The 18,077-nt window shown below is 70.3% G+C and carries 15 protein-coding genes; 7 read left to right on the top strand and 8 right to left on the bottom strand.

Annotation, left to right across the window (positions count from 1 at the left end):
- The first annotated feature begins 32 nt into the window (after window positions 1-32).
- Complete coding sequence (locus tag G3I60_RS19595; RefSeq protein ID WP_164298398.1) at window positions 33-1,472, top strand: S28 family serine protease; 1,440 nt, start codon at window positions 33-35, stop codon at window positions 1,470-1,472.
- Between the two features lie 62 nt (window positions 1,473-1,534).
- Here G3I60_RS19595 and G3I60_RS19590 read toward each other — a convergent pair whose 3' ends face one another.
- The 6 genes from G3I60_RS19590 to G3I60_RS19565 form a co-directional block, all read right to left on the bottom strand.
- A complete protein-coding gene (locus G3I60_RS19590; protein WP_164298396.1) occupies window positions 1,535-2,230 on the bottom strand; it encodes a hypothetical protein in 696 nt (231 codons plus the stop codon).
- 154 nt (window positions 2,231-2,384) lie between these two features.
- Complete coding sequence (locus G3I60_RS19585) at window positions 2,385-4,205, bottom strand: glycoside hydrolase family 3 protein (protein WP_164298393.1); 1,821 nt, start codon at window positions 4,203-4,205, stop codon at window positions 2,385-2,387.
- Between the two features lie 78 nt (window positions 4,206-4,283).
- A complete protein-coding gene (locus G3I60_RS19580) occupies window positions 4,284-5,339 on the bottom strand; it encodes a hypothetical protein (protein ID WP_164298392.1) in 1,056 nt (351 codons plus the stop codon).
- Window positions 5,340-5,527: 188 nt separating this feature from the next.
- Window positions 5,528-6,325 carry a sugar phosphate isomerase/epimerase gene (locus G3I60_RS19575; RefSeq protein ID WP_138355068.1) on the bottom strand — a complete coding sequence of 266 codons (798 nt, stop codon included), beginning with the start codon at window positions 6,323-6,325 and terminating at the stop codon, window positions 5,528-5,530.
- Window positions 6,326-6,401: 76 nt separating this feature from the next.
- The gene (locus tag G3I60_RS19570; protein WP_164298390.1) at window positions 6,402-7,319 is read right to left on the bottom strand and encodes a helix-turn-helix domain-containing GNAT family N-acetyltransferase; all 918 of its coding nucleotides are present in this window, start codon (window positions 7,317-7,319) and stop codon (window positions 6,402-6,404) included.
- Window positions 7,320-7,498: 179 nt separating this feature from the next.
- On the bottom strand, window positions 7,499-8,575 hold the full coding sequence (locus G3I60_RS19565; protein ID WP_164298389.1) for a LacI family DNA-binding transcriptional regulator: 1,077 nt from the start codon (window positions 8,573-8,575) through the stop codon (window positions 7,499-7,501).
- Between the two features lie 158 nt (window positions 8,576-8,733).
- On the opposite strand from G3I60_RS19565, the gene G3I60_RS19560 reads away from it, so the two are divergent.
- From G3I60_RS19560 to G3I60_RS19550, 3 genes are read left to right on the top strand one after another with little or no spacing between them, the layout of a single operon-like run.
- Window positions 8,734-9,885, top strand: coding sequence for a Gfo/Idh/MocA family protein (locus G3I60_RS19560; protein WP_138355071.1), 1,152 nt, complete (start codon window positions 8,734-8,736; stop codon window positions 9,883-9,885).
- Entirely contained in the window at window positions 9,882-11,048 is a 1,167-nt protein-coding gene (locus tag G3I60_RS19555) for a dihydrodipicolinate synthase family protein (RefSeq protein ID WP_343241841.1), read from the top strand. Before G3I60_RS19560 ends, G3I60_RS19555 begins: the two co-directional genes overlap by 4 nt.
- Window positions 11,045-11,989, top strand: a complete 945-nt coding sequence (locus G3I60_RS19550; RefSeq protein ID WP_239070012.1) for a sugar phosphate isomerase/epimerase — start codon at window positions 11,045-11,047, stop codon at window positions 11,987-11,989. The genes G3I60_RS19555 and G3I60_RS19550 overlap by 4 nt, the downstream gene beginning before the upstream one ends.
- Window positions 11,990-12,209: 220 nt before the next feature.
- Here the strand turns inward: G3I60_RS19550 and G3I60_RS19545 are convergent, their stop codons facing one another.
- Both G3I60_RS19545 and G3I60_RS19540 read right to left on the bottom strand, forming a co-directional pair.
- Complete coding sequence (locus tag G3I60_RS19545) at window positions 12,210-12,647, bottom strand: DUF937 domain-containing protein (protein ID WP_138355072.1); 438 nt, start codon at window positions 12,645-12,647, stop codon at window positions 12,210-12,212.
- Between the two features lie 84 nt (window positions 12,648-12,731).
- Window positions 12,732-12,980, bottom strand: a complete 249-nt coding sequence (locus tag G3I60_RS19540) for a class F sortase (protein WP_164298387.1) — start codon at window positions 12,978-12,980, stop codon at window positions 12,732-12,734.
- Window positions 12,981-13,177: 197 nt separating this feature from the next.
- On the opposite strand from G3I60_RS19540, the gene G3I60_RS19535 reads away from it, so the two are divergent.
- The 3 genes from G3I60_RS19535 to G3I60_RS19525 all read left to right on the top strand — a co-directional run bounded on the left by G3I60_RS19535 (window position 13,178) and on the right by G3I60_RS19525 (window position 18,010).
- On the top strand, window positions 13,178-15,394 hold the full coding sequence (locus G3I60_RS19535) for an ATP-dependent RecD-like DNA helicase (RefSeq protein ID WP_164298385.1): 2,217 nt from the start codon (window positions 13,178-13,180) through the stop codon (window positions 15,392-15,394).
- 124 nt (window positions 15,395-15,518) lie between these two features.
- On the top strand, window positions 15,519-16,808 hold the full coding sequence (locus G3I60_RS19530; protein WP_138355075.1) for a citrate synthase: 1,290 nt from the start codon (window positions 15,519-15,521) through the stop codon (window positions 16,806-16,808).
- A 452-nt stretch (window positions 16,809-17,260) separates the two neighbouring features.
- Window positions 17,261-18,010: an SDR family NAD(P)-dependent oxidoreductase gene (locus tag G3I60_RS19525; RefSeq protein ID WP_138355076.1), complete on the top strand. Its 750-nt coding sequence runs from the start codon at window positions 17,261-17,263 to the stop codon at window positions 18,008-18,010.
- Window positions 18,011-18,077 lie beyond the last annotated feature (67 nt).

The raw sequence follows: 18,077 nt of genomic DNA, 5'->3' as shown, positions 1-18,077 counted from the left end.
GCGGCAACGTCCGTGAACCCAGGGGAGGGTGCATGCGTAAGGCGCTCAGATGGCTGCTGTCACTGATGCTGCTCGTCGGCGCGACCGGTGCGGTCGGGGCCGGTGCGACGGGGACGGCCACCGCCGCGGATTCGGCGAGTGTCGATTCGCCGAGTGTCGATTCGGCGAGTGCGGATATCAAGGACCGCATCCTGGCGATACCCGGGATGACCCTCATCGAGGAGAAGCCGGTCACCGGCTACCGCTACTTCGTTCTCCATTACACGCAGCCGATCGACCACCTCCGCCCCTGGAAGGGCACCTTCCAGCAGCGGCTGACGGTGCTCCACAAGGCGACCGACCGCCCGACGGTCTTCTTCACCTCCGGCTACGGACTCTCCACCAACGCGAGCCGCTCGGAGCCGACCCGGCTCATCGACGGCAACCAGGTCTCCATGGAGTACCGGTTCTTCACGCCGTCCCGTCCCGCCGAGCCGGCCGACTGGTCCAAGCTCGACATCTGGCAGGCGGCCAGCGACCAGCACCGGATCTTCCAGGCGCTGGACCGGATCTACCACCGGAACTGGATCGACACCGGCGGCAGCAAGGGCGGCATGACCGCCACCTACTTCCGCCGCTTCTACCCGAACGACATGGACGGCACGGTCGCCTATGTCGCGCCCAATGACGTGGTCAACAAGGAGGACTCGGCCTACACGGAGTTCTTCAAGACCGTCGGCAACGCCGACTGCCGTGCCGCGCTCAACGCCGTGCAGCGCGAGGCGCTGGTACGCCGGGACGAGATCGTCGCCCGCTACCAGAAGTACGCCGACGACAACGCGCTGACCTTCACCACCGTGGGCAGTGCCGACAAGGCGTACGAGAACGTCGTGCTGGACCTGGTGTGGGCGTTCTGGCAGTACCACCTGGAGTCGGAGTGCCCGACCGTCCCCAAGCCGACCGCGACCACCGATGAGCTGTACACCTTCATCGACACCATCTCCGGCTTCGACTTCTACACCGACCAGGGCCTGGAGTACTACACGCCGTACTACTACCAGGCCGGCACGCAGCTCGGCGCGCCCACCTTCGCGACCCCGCACCTCAAGGGGCTGCTGCGCTACCCGGGCATCTACCAGCCGCGCTCGTACGTGCCCCGGTCCATCCCGATGACCTTCAAGCCGTCGGCGATGCCGGATGTGGACAACTGGGTGCAGCACCACGCCCATCGGATGCTGTTCGTGTACGGAACGAACGACCCATGGGGTGCAGAACCGTTCCGTCTCGGGAAGGGCGCGAAGGACTCCTTCGTGATGTGGGCGCCGGGCGCGAACCACGGCGCGAACATCGCCGCGCTCAAGCCCGCGGACAACGCCAAGGCGACCGCGGAGGTGCTGAAGTGGGCGGGCGTCACCCCGGCCACGACGCTCGCCCCCTCGTTCGACGCGAAGCTCGACGTACCGAACGACGTCATGGAGCGCCACCCGCTGTAGCGCCGGACCCGGCCCTGGTCCCGGGTTCGGAGATCAGGGCGTGATCCGAGCAAGGACGTGGTTCACAGCCGGCGGGCGCATCCGACGCCCGCCGGCCCGACGTTCACGAACAGCGCCGTTCCCGGCGGGCATTGGGCGCGCTCAGCTGCGATCGCGTCCACCCGGTACCCGGGCTTGTTCCGGCTGGAACGGTCACAGGCCGTCTCCTTCACCTGGCCGGCACCCGCTGTGTAGACGCAGTCGCCGACGATGGTGCGCGGACCACCGCCCGCCCCCGGGTCACCGGGGTGCGGGCCGTCGCGTTTGCGCATGCAGGCGTACCCCGGCGACCGGCCGGACGACACCGACAGGACGAAGTCCGTCGTCTCCGGACAGCGGTCTCCCGCCCGCACCGTGGGGGCTGTCGAGGCGGCTTGTCCGGCGGCCGGCGATGACGCCGGTGCTGACGCATCCAGCAGCAGACCGTAGAACCGGACCGTGACCTCGGCGATGGCGTTCGGGTCCGAGCACGCCACCTCCCGGTACGAGCCCAGCGGATCGCTCTGCGCACACGCGCCTTCCGCGAGGAACGCCGTATCCGTGCCCGCGGGCTTCAGGGTGGGTGAGGGGGCGGCCGTTCCCGCCCCCGAACCGCCGCCAGCCGTCCCCCGGAACGGTGTGCAAGCCGCGAGCGCGGCGAGGAGGGCGAGTGCGAACAGGACGGCGGCCGATACCACCGCGGCGTGCAGAAACGATCCCAAATGGCCGTACCCGCGCATGAAGGCCCCCCTAGGCTTCCCCCGGGCAACATGCACCCATACGTCAGGGTAGGGGGTGGAACCGGCGGAGGGGAGGGCCCGCCGGCTCCGGGTTGGTCCGGCACCTTCCCGGACGGTCCGACTCCCGACCCGATGTGTTTCCCGGGAGCCCCGACTACCGGTATTTCAGGCCGTGTCCGATCGGATAGAGCGCCTTTTCAGGATCGTCCGCGCGGGGCACCGCGACCGGCAGCCGGCCCGTCGGAGCCGCTCTGCCGGCGATGACCCGGGCCACCGCGCGCATCGACACATCGGTCCAGCCGTACACGGCGAGCCCGGCCGCGACGCCGCCGAGCCACGCGATGTCGTACGGATTGCGGAGGGCGATCTGAACGACCGGGATGCCGGTCGCCACCAGTGCCTTCACCAGGGCGATCTGGCCGGCCGCGGCCGCCGTGACGTTGTACGTGCCGATGACGACGCCGTCCTTGCCGCGGGCGGCCGCGACGGCCTCGTCGATGACGGCCTGGCCGGGCGCGGTACCGGTGGGCAGCGCCTGCGCTGGGTGGCCGAGGTCCGTGAGCGCCTTGGCGAGAACCGAGGTCGGCGGGCCACCCGTGCCGGACGGCGCGGCCGGATCCGCGCCGACCACGAGCAGATTCCGGTGGGCGCGGCGCGGCAGCGGCAGGACCCGGGAGGGGTTGGAGAGCAGGGTGACGGTACGGTCGGTGATCCGGTCGGCGGTCGCGAGGTGCGAACGGATGCCGACCGCCCGGTCGACGCCCTGATGCGTGACATAGGGATTGCGAAACAGGCCTTTGCGGGCCTTGAGTTCCAGGATCCGGACCAGGGACTCGTCGATCCGCTGCTCGGTGATCTCCCCGGACGTCAGCGCGTCGAGCACCGCGTTCCAGGCGACGTCGAGAAGCGGCGGGTTCAGCAGCTGGTCGGCGCCGGCCTTGAGGGCGAGCACCGGCACCCGGTCGTCGCCGTACTTCTGCCGCACACCGGCCATGCCGAGCGAATCGGTGATCACGACGCCGTCGTAGCCGAGTTCCTCCCGGAGGATCCCGGTGAGGATGGGGCGGGAGAGGGTGGCGGGGTCCCCCGAGTCGTCGAGCGCGGGAACCAGGATGTGGGCCGTCATGATCGAGTCGATCCCGGCAGCGATCGCGGCGCGGAACGGCGGGGCGTCGATCCGCCGCCACTCGTCCAGCGAGTGGGTGATGACCGGCAGTTCGAAATGGCTGTCGGTGCCGGTGTCGCCATGGCCGGGGAAATGCTTGGCGGTGGAGGCGATCCCGGCCCCCTGGTACCCCTTGACCTGGGCTGCCGCCAGAGCGGCGACGGCCTGCGGATCGGCGCCGAAGGACCGTACGCCGATCACGGGGTTGGCCGGATTGATGTTCACGTCGGAGACCGGGGAGAAGTTCTGGTTGACGCCCATGGCGCCGAGCTCGGTGCCGACGACATGGGCCGCGGCGCGGGCGTCGTGCGGATCACCGTCGGCGCCGAGCGCCATCCCGCCGGGGAAGAGCGTGGCGGGTGAGCCGATCCGGGCGACCGCGCCCTGCTCCTGATCGGTGGAGATCAGCAGTGGGATCGGAGTCCCGTGGGCCAGCGCGGCGCGCTGGATGCCGTTGGAGAGGTCGGCGATCTGGTGCGGGTCCCGGGTGTTGTGCGCCCAGCTGAAGTAGATGATGCCGCCGAGGTGGTACTTGGCGATCAGTTCGGCGGCGTCGGAGACGCCCATCTCGCTCTGGTTGGAGGCGACGTCCGCAGGGTCAGGGGCGGTGGCGGAATGGCCGTAGACCCGCATCACGAAGAGCTGGCCGACCTTCTCCGCACGGCTCATCCGCGCGATGATCGCGCGGATGAGCCTGCGGTCCGGGGCGGCGGCCTGGGCCGACGGGACGCCGGCGGCGAAGGCGCCCGCTGTGACAGCGGTGGCGGCCGCGGTGGCGAGAACGGTGCGGCGGGATGGTTGGTGGTGCATGTCGAACTCCTTCCGGCTGGAGGAGATGAGCACGCTGAAAGTTTTCTTCAGTTGAAACGGATAGCCGGAAAGTTTTCGTCAGTCAATGGCTGTGACGCGAGTCGGCAGCACATTCACCGGGACGGCCAGCACCGCCGCGTAGATCTCGGGCCGGATACAGCGGATGTTCTCGCCTCCGGTCGGCGACGCCGATACCCGCCCCTCGGGAGTGATGAGTAGCGCGGCGCCGGTGGACCGGCAGCCGGACAGCTTGAATCCGAAGCGCCGTTCACCGCTTTTCGGCGAATGCGCGGCCAGCTGTGTGCGTACGGCCGAGGCGCCGGCGGCGGGCAGACCCGCCAGATAGGCGTTCAGCTGGGCGGGCTGGGTCACTTCCGAGCCCTTGAGCCCCTGGCTCTGGGCGGTCGCGCCATTGAGGTACGTGAACGCCACCGTCGTGCCGGGGCTGGGCGCGGTGGCCGCCGCACCTCCGGTCCCGAACACCGGATGCTTCGGCATACGGTCGCGCGGCACCTCGAAGACCACCGTGACCTGATAGGCGACCAGGCACTCCGGCTTGGGCTTCGGCTGGCTGACCCCGAGCGTCAGCCGGTCGCCACTGGCGAGCAGCGCGGCCCCGGTGGCCTGGCTGCAGCCGGTGGTCTCCACCCAGCCCACCAGCACATTGCGCGAGAAGTCCGTCTTCTGGGTGCGCTGGGCGATCTCGCGGGCCGCCGCCGGATCGGACCCCGCGAACCAGCTCGGGAAGCGGGACAGCTCGAGTTCGCTGTTGACCACCGAGTGGACCGCGGGCGGCCTGCGCACCCCGGCGGAGAGGTACACGACCCGGGACTCGATCCCGTGGGCCCCGGACTGGACGGGGGTGGTCGCGGTGCCGGCGGACGACGGACTGCCCGACGGAGAACCACCGGTCGACGGTGGAACCCCCGTCCCCGAGGTGCTGGGGCTGTGGTCGCCCCCGGCACTGTCGGAAGGCGGCGCACCGGTGGCGGACCGGTCCTGACCGCAGCCGGTGGACAGGGCTGTCAGTGACGCGGCCAGCACCGCGACCGACACGGCTCTACGGAGCTTTATCAGCAGCATGTGGCTTGGACGGGCGGATTCCACGACCGGTTCCGTGCGGTGGCTGAACATGGCTCCATCGTCGGGCCGGCCGAGGTCACCGGGCAGTGTGTGATGCGCCGTTTGGCCGAAAGCGCACGGACCGCCCCTGGCATGGACCGGCCCCGCATGCGCACTTGCCGGCATGGACCGACCTCCCCCAAGGACTCCCAAGGACCCCCACGGACCGCCCCGCGACCGGCGCACGGCCGGCCCCGGTGTCATGCCGAGTTGGCGAGCAGCCGGGACAGATGCTGCCGGGCCGGTGACAGCAGCTCCGGCAGATCCGCGACCTGCGGGTACCAGCGCTTCTCGTACTCCCAGCAGAGCCAGCCGTCCCAGTCCCCCCGGCTCAGTACCTCCACGGTCTCCGCCAGCGGCAGCACACCCTCCCCGAGCGGCAGCGGGGTGGTGTCCTCGGCCGAGGCGATGTCCTTGACCTGCACGTACCCCAGGTGCGGGGCGAGTACGGGGTAGGTCTCGGACGGCTGCTCACCACCGCGCCAGGTGTGCATCACATCCCAGATCACGCCCACGCTGCCGTGCCCGACCAGCCCCATGATCCGGGCCGCGTCCGCTCCGGTCGGGTGCGAGTCGTGCGTTTCGAGCAGCACCTTCACCCCGAGGCGGGCGGCGTCCGGCGCGACCGCCGCAAGGCGCCGTGCGGCGTACAGGTCCGCCTCCGCCGCAGGCAGTTCCCCACCGCCGGGGAAGACCCGCACGAACGGAGCCCCCAGATCGGCTGCGAGGGCCAGGTTGGCCCGCAGGTCCGTCAGCACCGGCTCGTCGTCACCCGGCGCGGCGACCTTGGCGTAGGCCGCCACCGTCAGGATCTCCACCCCCGACTTCTCGAACTCGGCCACGACCGCGCTCCGTTCCGCCGCCGACAGGCCGGTGTGGACGGGTTCCTCGGCGTTGGCCCGGATCTCCACACCGTGGAAACCATGCTCAGCGGCGAGGCGGACGACCTGCTCGATGGGGAGTGCGGGGACGCCGAGTGTGGAGAACGCGAGCTTCATCCGGCGGACACTAGGCACCACGCAGGGCATGGTCAACCTCCCACGGCGCTCTCGGCGCGCGCCGCCGCGATCCGGCCTAAAGCACCAGGCGCCAGTCCTGTCCCACGAGGTCCTTGCCGAAGCTGTGATGCGGCTTCTCCGCGACGAGCTCGAAGCCGGCCCGCTGGTAGATCTTCCGGGCCGCCCCCAGCACATCGTTCGTCCACAGCACCAGCTCGCGGTAGCCGGCCCCGCGGGCGAAGGATATGCACCGCTCCACCAGCCGGTCGCCTATGCGATGACCGCGCGCACCCGGCTCGACCAGCAGCAGCCGCAGCCGCGCGACGCCGGGTGCCTCGTCGCGGACGCAGAACACACAGCCGGCCGGCACACCGTCCAGCTCCGCCATCCACAGCGCCTCGCGCCCGGGATCCGGATCGGCGGCGAAGTCCGCCACGATCCGTGCCACCAGTGCTTCGTACTCACTGTTCCAACCGAACTCGGCCGCGTACACCGCCGCGTTCCGCTGGATCACCCAGCCCAGGTCGCCGGGCCGTGGTCCGCGCAGTTCGATCCGGGCCGGGGCAGGCGGGTGGTCGTCGCGCAGTATCTCCCGGACGGTGCGCATGGCCTCGGCCAGCCGCGGGCGGTCCTCCTCGGGCACATCGCTGAGCAGCGACCCGACGGCGTCCTCCGCCCGTTTCTCCAGCAGCGTGGCCGCCTCCCGGCCCTGCGGGGTCAGCTCTATGCGCTGCCGCCGGGCGTCCTGTTCGGACGGCGCACGGGTGACCAGCTGGTCCTGTTCGAACTTCGACAGCATGCGGCTCAAGTGCCCGGCGTCGAGCGAGAGTTCCACCCGGAGGTCGGCGGCGTCGGTCCGCCGGGAGTGCGCCAGCTCGTACAGCACCCGCGCTTCGGTCAGCGTGTAGGGAGTATGCAGATGGCGGCTGTAGTCCAGCGCGCCGATGAGGTTGGTGTAGAAGCGGTTGAACGCGCGGATCTCTTGCACGGCCATGGGGGCACCTCGGCATTCACCGTCGAAATTCCTTTGCCTGAGTCAAAAGTAAGCCCGCGACGGCACCGCGAAAAGGCCTGTGGATAACTTCCGGGCGCCCCTGCGGACACCCCGTGACGCCCTCGTGGACGGCCTCCCGGACGGCCTCCCGGGCGTCCCGTGAACCCCTCGGCCTCGTTTCAGGCGGACCCGGCCCGCGGCGGTGCCGTGGACGCCCGCACCATCAGCTCGGTGCGGATCGTCGCGAGGCCGCCGGGCGGCGCGGCCTGCCGCCCCATGACGAGGCGGCCGGCCCGGGCGCCCGCCTCCTGCAGCGGGATGCGGACCGTGGTCAGGGCCGGCGCGGTGTCCACGCTGAACGGGAGATCGTCGAAGCCCGCCACCGAGACGTCGTCCGGAATGCTCAACCCCTGGTCGCGCAGGGCCGCGCAGACGCCGAGCGCGACGGTGTCGTTGGCGGCGATGACGGCGGTCAGCGTGGGTTCCCTGCGCAGGAGTTCCAGCGCCGCGTCGTAGCCGGAGGAGCGGTCGTACGAGCCGTGCACCGTGAGCCGGTCGACGGTGGGACCGGTGGCCGGCAGGCCGTGGTCCGCCAGTGCCGCCCGGTGGCCCTCCAGCCGGTGCCGGGTGGTGGTGCGGTCGGCGGGACCCGCGACGTACCCGATCCGGCGGTGGCCGAGGGAGAGCAGGTGCTCGGTGAGCCGCCGCGCGCCGCCCCGGTTGTCGAACGCGACGGTCGCGACGGGGATCTGCGTGGCCGGCTGTTCCAGCGGAGGCCGTCCGCACAGCACGATCCGCGTGCCGGACTCCGCGAGCCGGGCGAGCCGGGCGGCGACCGCCGCACTGTGCTCCGCGCCCTCGACCGCGCCGCCGGTGATCACCACTCCGGCCGCACGCTGGCGTTCCAGCAAGGTGAGATAGGTGAGTTCGGCCTCGGGGGAGCCGCCGGTGTTGCAGACCACCGCGAGCTTGCCGCCGCCGGGTGCGGATGCGTCGCTGATCTCGGCCTGGACGGCGCTCGCGATCAGTCCGAAGAACGGGTCCGCGACGTCGTTGACGAGTACTCCGACCAGGTCGGAGGTGGCGGCCGCGAGGCCTCTGGCCTGCCCGTTTACCACATAGTCCAGGTCTTCTACGGCCCGCTGGACGCGGTCGCGCGTGCTGCCCGCGACCGGGTAGTTGCCATTGAGGACACGCGAGACGGTCGCGGACGACACCCCGGCGCGCGCCGCGACATCGGCGAGGGTCACTGCCATCTGCGTCCGTACCTCCTGCTGGCCGTCCCGGGACCGCACCGCCCGTTGCCGGACATGTTCTCACCTTGTCGGATCGGCCCGCTTCCGGCTAGCGTGCCAGAGAAGAAAGCGCTTGCTATCGCTTGACCGGCGGTAGCGGCCGAAGAGGAGGACCCAACGTGACACGCAGGACAGTGCGGATCGCCATGAACGGCGTCACGGGCCGCATGGGCTACCGCCAGCACCTCGTCCGCTCGATCCTGAGCCTGCGCGAGCAGGGCGGACTCGACCTCGGGGACGGCACGACGCTGTGGCCCGAGCCGGTCCTCGTCGGCCGTCGGGAGCACGCGCTGCGCGCGATGGCGGACCGGCACGGGCTGGAGCACATCTCCACCGACCTCGACGCCGTCCTGGCCGACCCGACGGTCGAGATCTACTTCGACGCGCAGGTCACCTCGGCCCGCGAGGAGTCGGTGCGCAAGGCCATCGCCGCCGGAAAGCACATCTACTGCGAGAAGCCCACCGCCACGTCCCTGGACAGCGCCCTGGAGCTGGCCAGGCTCGCCACCGCCGCCGGCGTCAAGCACGGCGTGGTCCAGGACAAGCTCTTCCTCCCCGGCCTGCTGAAGCTCAAGCGGCTCATCGACGGCGGCTTCTTCGGGCAGATCCTCTCCATCCGCGGCGAGTTCGGCTACTGGGTCTTCGAGGGCGACTGGCAGAGCGCCCAGCGGCCCTCCTGGAACTACCGTTCACAGGACGGCGGCGGCATCGTTGTCGACATGTTCCCGCACTGGGAGTACGTGCTCCACGAGCTGTTCGGGCAGGTCCGCACCGTACAGGCGCTGACCGCCACCCACATCCCGCGGCGCTGGGACGAGCACGGCAAGCCGTACGACGCGACCGCCGACGACGCCGCGTACGGCATCTTCCAGCTCGACGGCGGCGCCATCGCCCAGATCAACTCCTCCTGGACGGTGCGCGTCAACCGCGACGAACTGGTGGAGTTCCAGGTCGACGGCACGCACGGCTCGGCCGTCGCGGGCCTCCGGGACTGCCGGGTGCAGCACCGCTCCGCCACCCCCAAGCCGGTCTGGAACCCGGACCTCCCGGTCACCGAGCCCTTCCGTGACCAGTGGCAGTCGGTCCCCGACAACGGTGAGTTCACCAACGGATTCAAGAGTCAGTGGGAGCTGTTCCTCCGGCATGTCGTCCTCGACGAGCCCTGGCAGTGGGACCTGCTGGCCGGCGCGCGCGGCGTCCAGCTCGCCGAACTGGGCCTGAAGTCGTCCGCCGAGGGCCGGCGCCTCGACGTCCCGGAGCTGTCCCTGTGAGGGGCCGGGCGGCCATCGAGCTCCCCAGTGCCACCGGTGAACTACGTTCCTATGTGCCGCGTACCGAGCCCGTTGTCCATGCCCTGGGCGGTGAACTGCGCAGCCGGGTCGTCTACTCGGCCGCGCACGTCGTCGCCGACCCCTGGCGCAGCGCCGCCGACGAACCGGCGGCCATCGACTGGGACGCCACTCTCGCCTTCCGCCGCCACCTGTGGTCACAGGGTCTGGGTGTCGCCGAGGCGATGGACACTGCCCAGCGCGGCATGGGTCTGGACTGGGCGGCCGCGGCCGAGCTGATCCGCCGCTCCTCCGCCGAGGCACAGGCCACCGGAGGCCGCATCGCCTGCGGCGTCGGCACGGACCAACTCGTCGCGCCCGCCCGGACACTCACCGAGGTGACCGCTGCCTACGAGGAGCAGCTCGCGGTCGTGGAGGAGTCCGGATCGCAGGCCGTCCTCATGGCGTCCCGCGCGCTGGCGGCCCTGGCCAGCAGCCCTGACGACTACGTCGAGGTCTACAGCCACCTGCTGCGCCAGTCCGCGGAACCGGTCGTTCTGCACTGGCTCGGTCCGATGTTCGACCCCGCGCTGGCCGGCTACTGGGGCAGCGAGGATCTCGACGCGGCCACGGAGACGTTCCTGGACGTCATTGCCGCCCACCCCGACAAGGTCGACGGGATCAAGGTGTCGCTGCTCGACGCCCGGCGCGAGGTGGAACTGCGCCGCAGGCTGCCCAAGGGCGTGCGCTGCTACACCGGCGACGACTTCAACTATCCCGAGCTGATCGAGGGCGACGAGCAGGGCTTCAGCCATGCGCTGCTCGGCATCTTCGACCCACTGGCGCCGCTCGCCGCCGCCGCCGTCCGCACCCTGGACACCGGGGACGCGGCCGGCTTCCGGGCACTTCTCGACCCGACCGTCGAGTTGTCCCGGCACCTGTTCGGCGCTCCGACGCGCTACTACAAGACCGGTGTGGTGTTCCTGGCCTGGCTGGCGGGCCACCAGTCGCATTTCACGATGGTGGGCGGTCTGCAGTCGGCACGCTCCCTCCCGCATCTCGCCCGTGCCTACGAGCTGGCCGACGGTCTCGGCCTGTTCCCCGACCCGGCGCTGGCCGAGGCGCGGATGCGGCAGCTGCTCGTCATCCACGGGGTGTCCGCATGAGCACGGACCGTATGAGCGCCGACAGCGGGAGCGCCGACAGCGGACGCCCCGACCGTACGACCGCTGGCCCCGTGACTGCTGCCGTCCCGGTAACCGCTGTCCGCGCGACAGCCGGAGATCTGGCGCGGCTGAGCATCAACCAGGAGACCGTCAAGCAGTGGTCGCTGCCCGAGTTGGCGGCGGGTTGCGCCGGGCTCGGAGTGCCTGGTGTGGGCCTCTGGCGTGCGCCGGTGCAGGAGTACGGCGTCGAGCGGGCCGCCCGTCTGATGCGGGAAACCGGCCTCCAGGTGACGTCCTTGTGCCGCGGCGGCTTCTTCACCGCGAGCGATCCGGCCGCCCGGCGCGCGGCGATGGACGACAACCGGGCCGCGATCGACGAGGCGGCTGTCCTGGAAACCGGCACCTTGGTGCTGGTTTCGGGCGGACTGCCATCAGGAGAGCGCGATATCGGGGCCGCACGGGAGCGGGTCGCCGACGCGCTGGCCGAGCTGGCTCCGTACGCCGCCGAGCGGTCGGTGCGCCTGGCGATCGAGCCGCTGCACCCGATGTACGCGTCGGACCGCTGCGTCGTCTCCACGCTCGGCCAGGCACTGGACATCGCCGAGCGCTTTCCCGCCGAGCGGGTCGGGGTCGTCGTGGACACCTACCACCTGTGGTGGGACGACCGGGTTCCGGCGCAGATCGCCCGCGCCGGCGCGGGCGGCCGGATCGCGGCCTTCCAGCTCGCGGACTGGGTCACCCCGCTGCCCGAGGGCGTGCTGCTGGGGCGGGGCCAGCTCGGTGACGGCTGCGTTGACCTGCGCGGATTCCGTGAGCAGGTCGATGCCGCGGGGTATTCCGGCGCCGTGGAGGTGGAGATCTTCAACCCCGCCCTGTGGGCGCGGGACGGCGCCGAAGTGGTCGCGGAGATCGCCCGCCGGTACCGCGAACACGTCCTCTGAAGAATCTTCAAATTATTTCTGTCCGGCGTACAACCCTTCTGGGGGGTGGTCGGTCTTATAGGCATCAAGGTTCCCGGGAGGGGTTCGGGGAACTGAGGTAGTGATATGCGCCCGAGGGGGGCTTCGGGGGTACTGGGGGGAAACGCAAAGGGGTCCGGCTCACGCCGGACCCCTTTCGTCTGTCCCGGGACGGGTCACCGCCCCCAGGCGCCCCCAGGGCTCATCTCTTGGAGCGGGCCCGCTTGGCGAGCACGGTCGCCACCACGGGGATGACGAGTTCGAGCGCTCCGGCGACGGCTGTGACCGGCAGACCCGTCTTCTTCGCCACCGCTCGGGCGGTCGGCGCCGTCACCTTGCGGAGTACGGCGACCAGCATGCCGCCGCCCGCCACCGAAGCCGGTCCGCCGAGTCCGGCGAAGCCGACGGCCCCGGCCGGCGGCTCGGGTTCCGTGGCGGCCTGCTCCAGCGCCTGGCTGAGTTCCGCGGTGCCGCCCGGGGTGACCGCGTCGTCGGTGAGGACGCCGGTCAGCGAGGTGACCGAGGTCCCCACGAGCTTCCGGGCCGATTCCGGATCGGTGCCCAGCACTCCGGCGATCTCCTGGATCTGGTCGTCGCCGAGCTCGGACAGCACTTCGTTCTGCAGCGGTTGGTCGCTCATACTCCGGACGCTACGCGCGAAGGCGGTCCGGGGCCCGTGGTGGTCGGCCGAACGCGTCAGGCCAGGTCCGGGCGCTGCGCGGGCCTATCGCATGGACGCGTAGACGATGAGGTTGTCCACGGGGTGCCCTGCGGCGTCCAGGGCGCCGTCACAGGTGACCAGCCGCTGTACGGGGTCGGGGTCCCGGCCGTAGACCTTCTCGGTCGGGAAGGTGTTCTTGTTCACCGTCTGGGTGCCGGTCACCGTGTAGTGCACGTTCTTCACGGCGGCGTCGCGGACGGCGATGTCCGCGCCCTTCTTCACCTTTGTTCGGGGCCTCGGGCGAACGGCCATGAGCCCATCGGCCGAAAAGACGAGAAGTGCCGTGGCGGCGTCAGCGCAGCGGCGTACGCGGCGGTGCGCCGCGGTTGTCCACAGGCACACCCGGAGTGTCGGGGGCAGGCGGTACCTTCGGACCAGATCGCCGACGAGCAGCAGTCGGGCAGCCGCTGGACCGTCGCGGAGGCCGCTGGGGGAGGGGAGGCAGGGCCATGGGGGACGCGCGACTCGCCGTGCTCGAAGCCGTCCTGGAGCGGATCACCTACGCCAACGAGGACAACGGCTACACGGTCGCGCGGGTCGACACGGGCCGCGGCGCCGGTGATCTGCTGACCGTGGTCGGCGCCCTGTTGGGCGCGCAGCCGGGCGAATCGCTGCGCATGGAGGGCCGTTGGGGCTCCCATCCGCAGTACGGCAAGCAGTTCACCGTGGAGAACTACACCACCGTCCTGCCCGCGACGATCCAGGGCATCCGCCGATACCTCGGTTCGGGGCTGATCAAGGGGATCGGGCCCAAGATCGCCGACCGGATCGTGGAGCACTTCGGCACCGACACCCTGGATGTCATCGAAGGGGCGCCGAAACGGCTGATCGAAGTGCCGGGGCTCGGGCCGAAGCGGACCAGGATGATCGCCGTCGCCTGGGAGGAGCAGAAAGCGATCAAGGAGGTGATGGTCTTCCTCCAGGGAGTGGGGGTGTCCACGTCCATCGCGGTGCGCATCTACAAGAACTACGGCGACGCGTCGATCTCCGTGGTGAAGAACCAGCCCTACCGGCTGGCCGCCGATGTGTGGGGCATCGGATTCCTGACCGCCGACCGGATCGCCCAGGCGGTGGGGATACCCCACGACAGCCCGGAGCGGGTCAAGGCGGGGCTCCAGTACGCGCTGTCGCAGGCCACCGACAGCGGGAACTGCTTCCTGCCCGAAGAACAGCTGCTCTCCGACTCCGTCAAGCTGCTGCAGGTGGACGCCGGACTGGTGATCGACTGCCTCGCGGAGCTGGTGGGCGAGGAGGGCGTGGTCCGGGAGTCGGTACCGGATCCGGAGGGCGGCGATCCGGTGCGGGCCGTGTACCTGGTGCCGTTCCACCGGGCGGAGATCTCGCTGGCCGGCCAGCTGCTCAGACTGCTGCGCGGGCCGGAGGACCGGCTGCCGCTGTTCCAGGACGTCCAGTGGGACAAGGCCCTGTCCTGGCTGGCCGGCCGCACGGGAGCCGATCTGGCGCCCGAGCAGCAGCAGGCGGTGCGGTTGGCGCTGACCGAAAGGGTCGCGGTGCTCACCGGTGGCCCCGGCTGCGGCAAGTCGTTCACGGTGCGTTCGGTGGTGACTCTGGCGCAGGCGAAGAAGGCCAAGGTGGTGCTGGCCGCGCCGACCGGCCGCGCCGCCAAACGGCTGGCCGAGCTGACCGGCATGGAGGCGTCGACCGTGCACCGGCTGCTGGAGCTCAAGCCGGGCGGGGACGCGGCCTACGACAAGGACCGGCCGCTGGACGCGGACCTGGTGGTCGTGGACGAGGCCTCGATGCTGGACCTGCTGCTCGCGAACAAGCTGGCCAAGGCGGTGCCGCCGGGCGCGCACCTGTTGTTCGTCGGGGATGTGGACCAGCTGCCGAGCGTCGGCGCGGGCGAGGTGCTGCGGGATCTGCTGGCCCCGGGCAGCCCGGTCCCGGCGGTGCGGCTCACCCGGATCTTCCGCCAGGCCCAGCAGTCGGGCGTGGTGACCAACGCCCACCGGATCAATTCGGGAGTCCCGCCGATCACCCAGGGGCTGCCCGACTTCTTCCTCTTCCCCGAGGAGGACACCGAGGAGGCGGGTCGGCTGACGGTGGAGGTGGCGGCCCGGCGGATCCCTGCCAAGTTCGGCCTCGACCCGCGCCGCGACATCCAGGTGCTCGCGCCCATGCACCGGGGCCCGGCAGGCGCCGGCGCGCTGAACGGCCTCCTTCAGCAGGCCATCACCCCGGCCCGGCCGGATCTCCCGGAGCGCAGGTTCGGCGGCCGCACGTTCCGTGTCGGCGACAAGGTCACCCAGATCCGCAACAACTACGAGAAGGGGGAGAACGGCGTCTTCAACGGCACGGTCGGGGTGGTCACCGCGCTCGACACCGTCGAACAGAAGCTCACCGTGCTCACGGATGAGGACGAAGAGATTCCGTACGACTTCGACGAGCTGGACGAGCTGGCCCACGCGTACGCCGTGACGATCCACCGGTCCCAGGGCAGCGAGTACCCGGCGGTGGTGATCCCGGTCACCACGGGGGCATGGATGATGTTGCAGCGGAATCTGTTGTATACGGCTGTTACCAGGGCGAAACGCCTGGTGGTTCTGGTCGGGTCGCGCAAGGCGATAGCCCAGGCGGTACGCACCGTCTCGGCCGGTCGGCGCTTCACCGCCCTCGATCACCGGCTCGCTCAGGGCGCGAAATAGGCACTCCGTGCCATGTTTCGGCCCTATGGCCGACCCCGAGTGCACGCGCCAGTGCCAAATGGGGGACAGTGGACCTAGTCAGGGCACCTCGAAGAAGAGGCAAAACCGTCGGTGAGGGAATGACGTGAGCGACAACTCTGTAGTACTGCGGTACGGGGACAGCGAGCACAGCTACCCGGTGGTCGACAGCACTGTCGGCGACAAGGGCTTCGACATCGGCAAGCTGCGCGCCGACACCGGTCTGGTCACCCTGGACAGCGGATACGGCAACACCGCGGCCTACAAGTCCGCGATCACTTTCCTTGACGGTGAAGAGGGCATCCTTCGCTACCGCGGTTACCCCATCGAACAGCTCGCCGAACGTGGCAGCTTTATCGAGACCGCGTATCTGTTGATCAACGGTGAGCTCCCGACCGTCGATGAACTTTCCACCTTCAAGGGTGAAATTACTCAGCACACGCTGCTGCACGAGGACGTCAAACGGTTCTACGACGGCTTCCCGCGCGACGCCCACCCGATGGCGATGCTGTCGTCCGTGGTCAGCGCGCTGTCGACGTTCTACCAGGACAGCCACAACCCGTTCGACCCGGAGCAGCGCCACCTGTCCACGATCCGGCTGCTCGCCAAGCTGCCGACCATCGCGGCCTACGCGTTCAAGAAGTCGGTCGGCCAGCCGGTCGTCTACCCGCGCAACGATCTCGGCTACGTCGAGAACTTCCTGCGCATGACCTTCTCGGTTCCGGCCGAGGAGTACGAGCTCAACCCGGTCGTGGTGGGTGCGCTCGACAAGCTCCTGATCCTGCACGCGGACCACGAGCAGAACTGTTCGACCTCGACGGTCCGGCTGGTCGGCTCCTCGCAGGCGAACCAGTTCGCCTCGATCTCGGCCGGCATCAGCGCCCTGTGGGGCCCGCTGCACGGCGGCGCCAACCAGTCGGTGCTGGAGATGCTCGAGGGCATCAAGAACGACGGCGGCGACGTCGACGCCTTCATCCGCAAGGTGAAGAACAAGGAAGACGGCGTGAAGCTCATGGGCTTCGGGCACCGCGTCTACAAGAACTTCGACCCCCGGGCGAAGATCATCAAGGCCGCGGCGCACGACGTCCTCTCCGCTCTCGGCAAGTCCGACGAGCTGCTGGACATCGCGCTCAAGCTCGAGGAGCACGCGCTCAGCGACGACTACTTCGTCTCGCGCAAGCTCTACCCGAACGTGGACTTCTACACGGGCCTGATCTACCGGGCCATGGGCTTCCCGACCACCATGTTCACGGTGCTCTTCGCGCTCGGCCGGCTTCCCGGCTGGATCGCGCAGTGGCACGAGATGATCAAGGAGCCCGGATCCCGTATCGGCCGCCCGCGCCAGATCTACACGGGCATCGAGCTGCGGGACTACCTTCCGGTCGAGTCCCGCTGACCGAAGGCCGCCGACCGCGCGGCAGGCGGCGGTGCACACCGCCGCCGACGCCGCGGCGCACAACCCGCGGAGCATGAAGAAGCGCCCCGCGCCAGATCCCCCCACGGGTCCGGCGCGGGGCGCTCCCGTCCCCCGGATCGGATCCCCCCACGGGTCCGTACCGGGTGCTGGGTGACGCGCTATGCCGGGACGAGAAAGTCCGAGAGGGCCGCTCAAGCTCTCCGGGCACTTTCGCCCCGGCGACGCGATTGGGCCGTCCCCCAAGACGACCCGCTCTTTCATCCCACCAACGCTCCCCGGGAGCGTGGTGTTCCCCTCCATAGACCCACGAGTGGCGGTAATGGTTACGTTCCATTCGGTGTGATCTACGTCTCTTTACGGACGCCCGCCCCACTCGCAGACCGAAACGGTCCATCCCGTAGCGTGCTGTCACTTCTCGAGGGGCGGAGCGCATGGCACAGAACGAGGCAGTGGGCCGGAACATCGTCGTGACCGGTGGCGGTACGGGCATCGGCCGGGCCATCGCGACCCGGCTCGCCGGGTCGGGGGACCGGGTCACGATCGTCGGCCGCCGCCGGGACGTGCTCAGGGCCACCGCCGAGGAGCTGCGCGGCGAACACGGTCTCGACGTCACCCCTGTGGACTGCGACCTCGCCGACCCCGACGAGGTGGAGACGGCGCTCACCCGGCTTCCGGACCGGGTCGACGTGCTGGTGAACAACGCCGGCAGCCGGGAGCCGGCGACCGGGCCGGGGCCGCACGGGGTGCGGGCCCGATGGCGCGGAGACTTCGAGCGCAATGTGCTCACCGCGGTGCTGCTGACCGAATCGCTGCGCGACCGGCTCACCACGGACGGCGGCCGGGTGATCACCGTGACCTCGGTCGCGGCGTTGCGCGGCGGCGGCTCGTACGGCGCGTCCAAGGCCGCCCTGCACGCCTGGAACCACTCGCTGGCGGCCCAGCTGGGCCCGCAGGGCGTCACCTGCAACATCGTCGCCCCGGGCACCGTCGCCGGCACCGAGTTCTTCGGCGCCCGGCTCGATGACGCGGAGCTGACGCGCCGGGCCGGCCGTACCCTCGTCGGCCGGGTGGGCAGGGCCGCCGATGTGGCGGCCGCCGTGGTGTTCCTGGCCTCGCCCGAAGCGGGCTTCATCACGGGCGAGATCCTGCAGTGCAACGGTGGCGAGCTGCTCGGTCGGTAGCGGGCGCATGGCCGGTGGGCAAGGCCCGCATGGTGCCCTGCGGTACCCCGGGCCCGCCTGCTCCCCG

This window comes from Streptomyces sp. SID13666, assembly GCF_010548325.1.
GTDB lineage: Bacteria > Actinomycetota > Actinomycetes > Streptomycetales > Streptomycetaceae > Actinacidiphila > Actinacidiphila fildesensis.
Note: the sequence above shows the minus strand (reverse complement) of the source record. Positions and strands in the feature narration are given on the sequence as shown.

Bases quoted from the DNA above. Each gene is read 5' to 3' on its own strand.
- G3I60_RS19595 (WP_164298398.1), top strand. From the start codon at position 33: ATGCGTAAGGCGCTCAGATGGCTGCTGTCACTGATGCTGCTCGTCGGC.
- G3I60_RS19590 (WP_164298396.1), bottom strand. From the start codon at position 2,230: ATGCGCGGGTACGGCCATTTGGGATCGTTTCTGCACGCCGCGGTGGTA.
- G3I60_RS19585 (WP_164298393.1), bottom strand. From the start codon at position 4,205: ATGCACCACCAACCATCCCGCCGCACCGTTCTCGCCACCGCGGCCGCC.
- G3I60_RS19580 (WP_164298392.1), bottom strand. From the start codon at position 5,339: ATGTTCAGCCACCGCACGGAACCGGTCGTGGAATCCGCCCGTCCAAGC.
- G3I60_RS19575 (WP_138355068.1), bottom strand. From the start codon at position 6,325: ATGAAGCTCGCGTTCTCCACACTCGGCGTCCCCGCACTCCCCATCGAG.
- G3I60_RS19570 (WP_164298390.1), bottom strand. From the start codon at position 7,319: ATGGCCGTGCAAGAGATCCGCGCGTTCAACCGCTTCTACACCAACCTC.
- G3I60_RS19565 (WP_164298389.1), bottom strand. From the start codon at position 8,575: ATGGCAGTGACCCTCGCCGATGTCGCGGCGCGCGCCGGGGTGTCGTCC.
- G3I60_RS19550 (WP_239070012.1), top strand. From the start codon at position 11,045: ATGAGCACGGACCGTATGAGCGCCGACAGCGGGAGCGCCGACAGCGGA.
- G3I60_RS19545 (WP_138355072.1), bottom strand. From the start codon at position 12,647: ATGAGCGACCAACCGCTGCAGAACGAAGTGCTGTCCGAGCTCGGCGAC.
- G3I60_RS19540 (WP_164298387.1), bottom strand. From the start codon at position 12,980: ATGGCCGTTCGCCCGAGGCCCCGAACAAAGGTGAAGAAGGGCGCGGAC.
- G3I60_RS19535 (WP_164298385.1), top strand. From the start codon at position 13,178: ATGGGGGACGCGCGACTCGCCGTGCTCGAAGCCGTCCTGGAGCGGATC.
- G3I60_RS19525 (WP_138355076.1), top strand. From the start codon at position 17,261: ATGGCACAGAACGAGGCAGTGGGCCGGAACATCGTCGTGACCGGTGGC.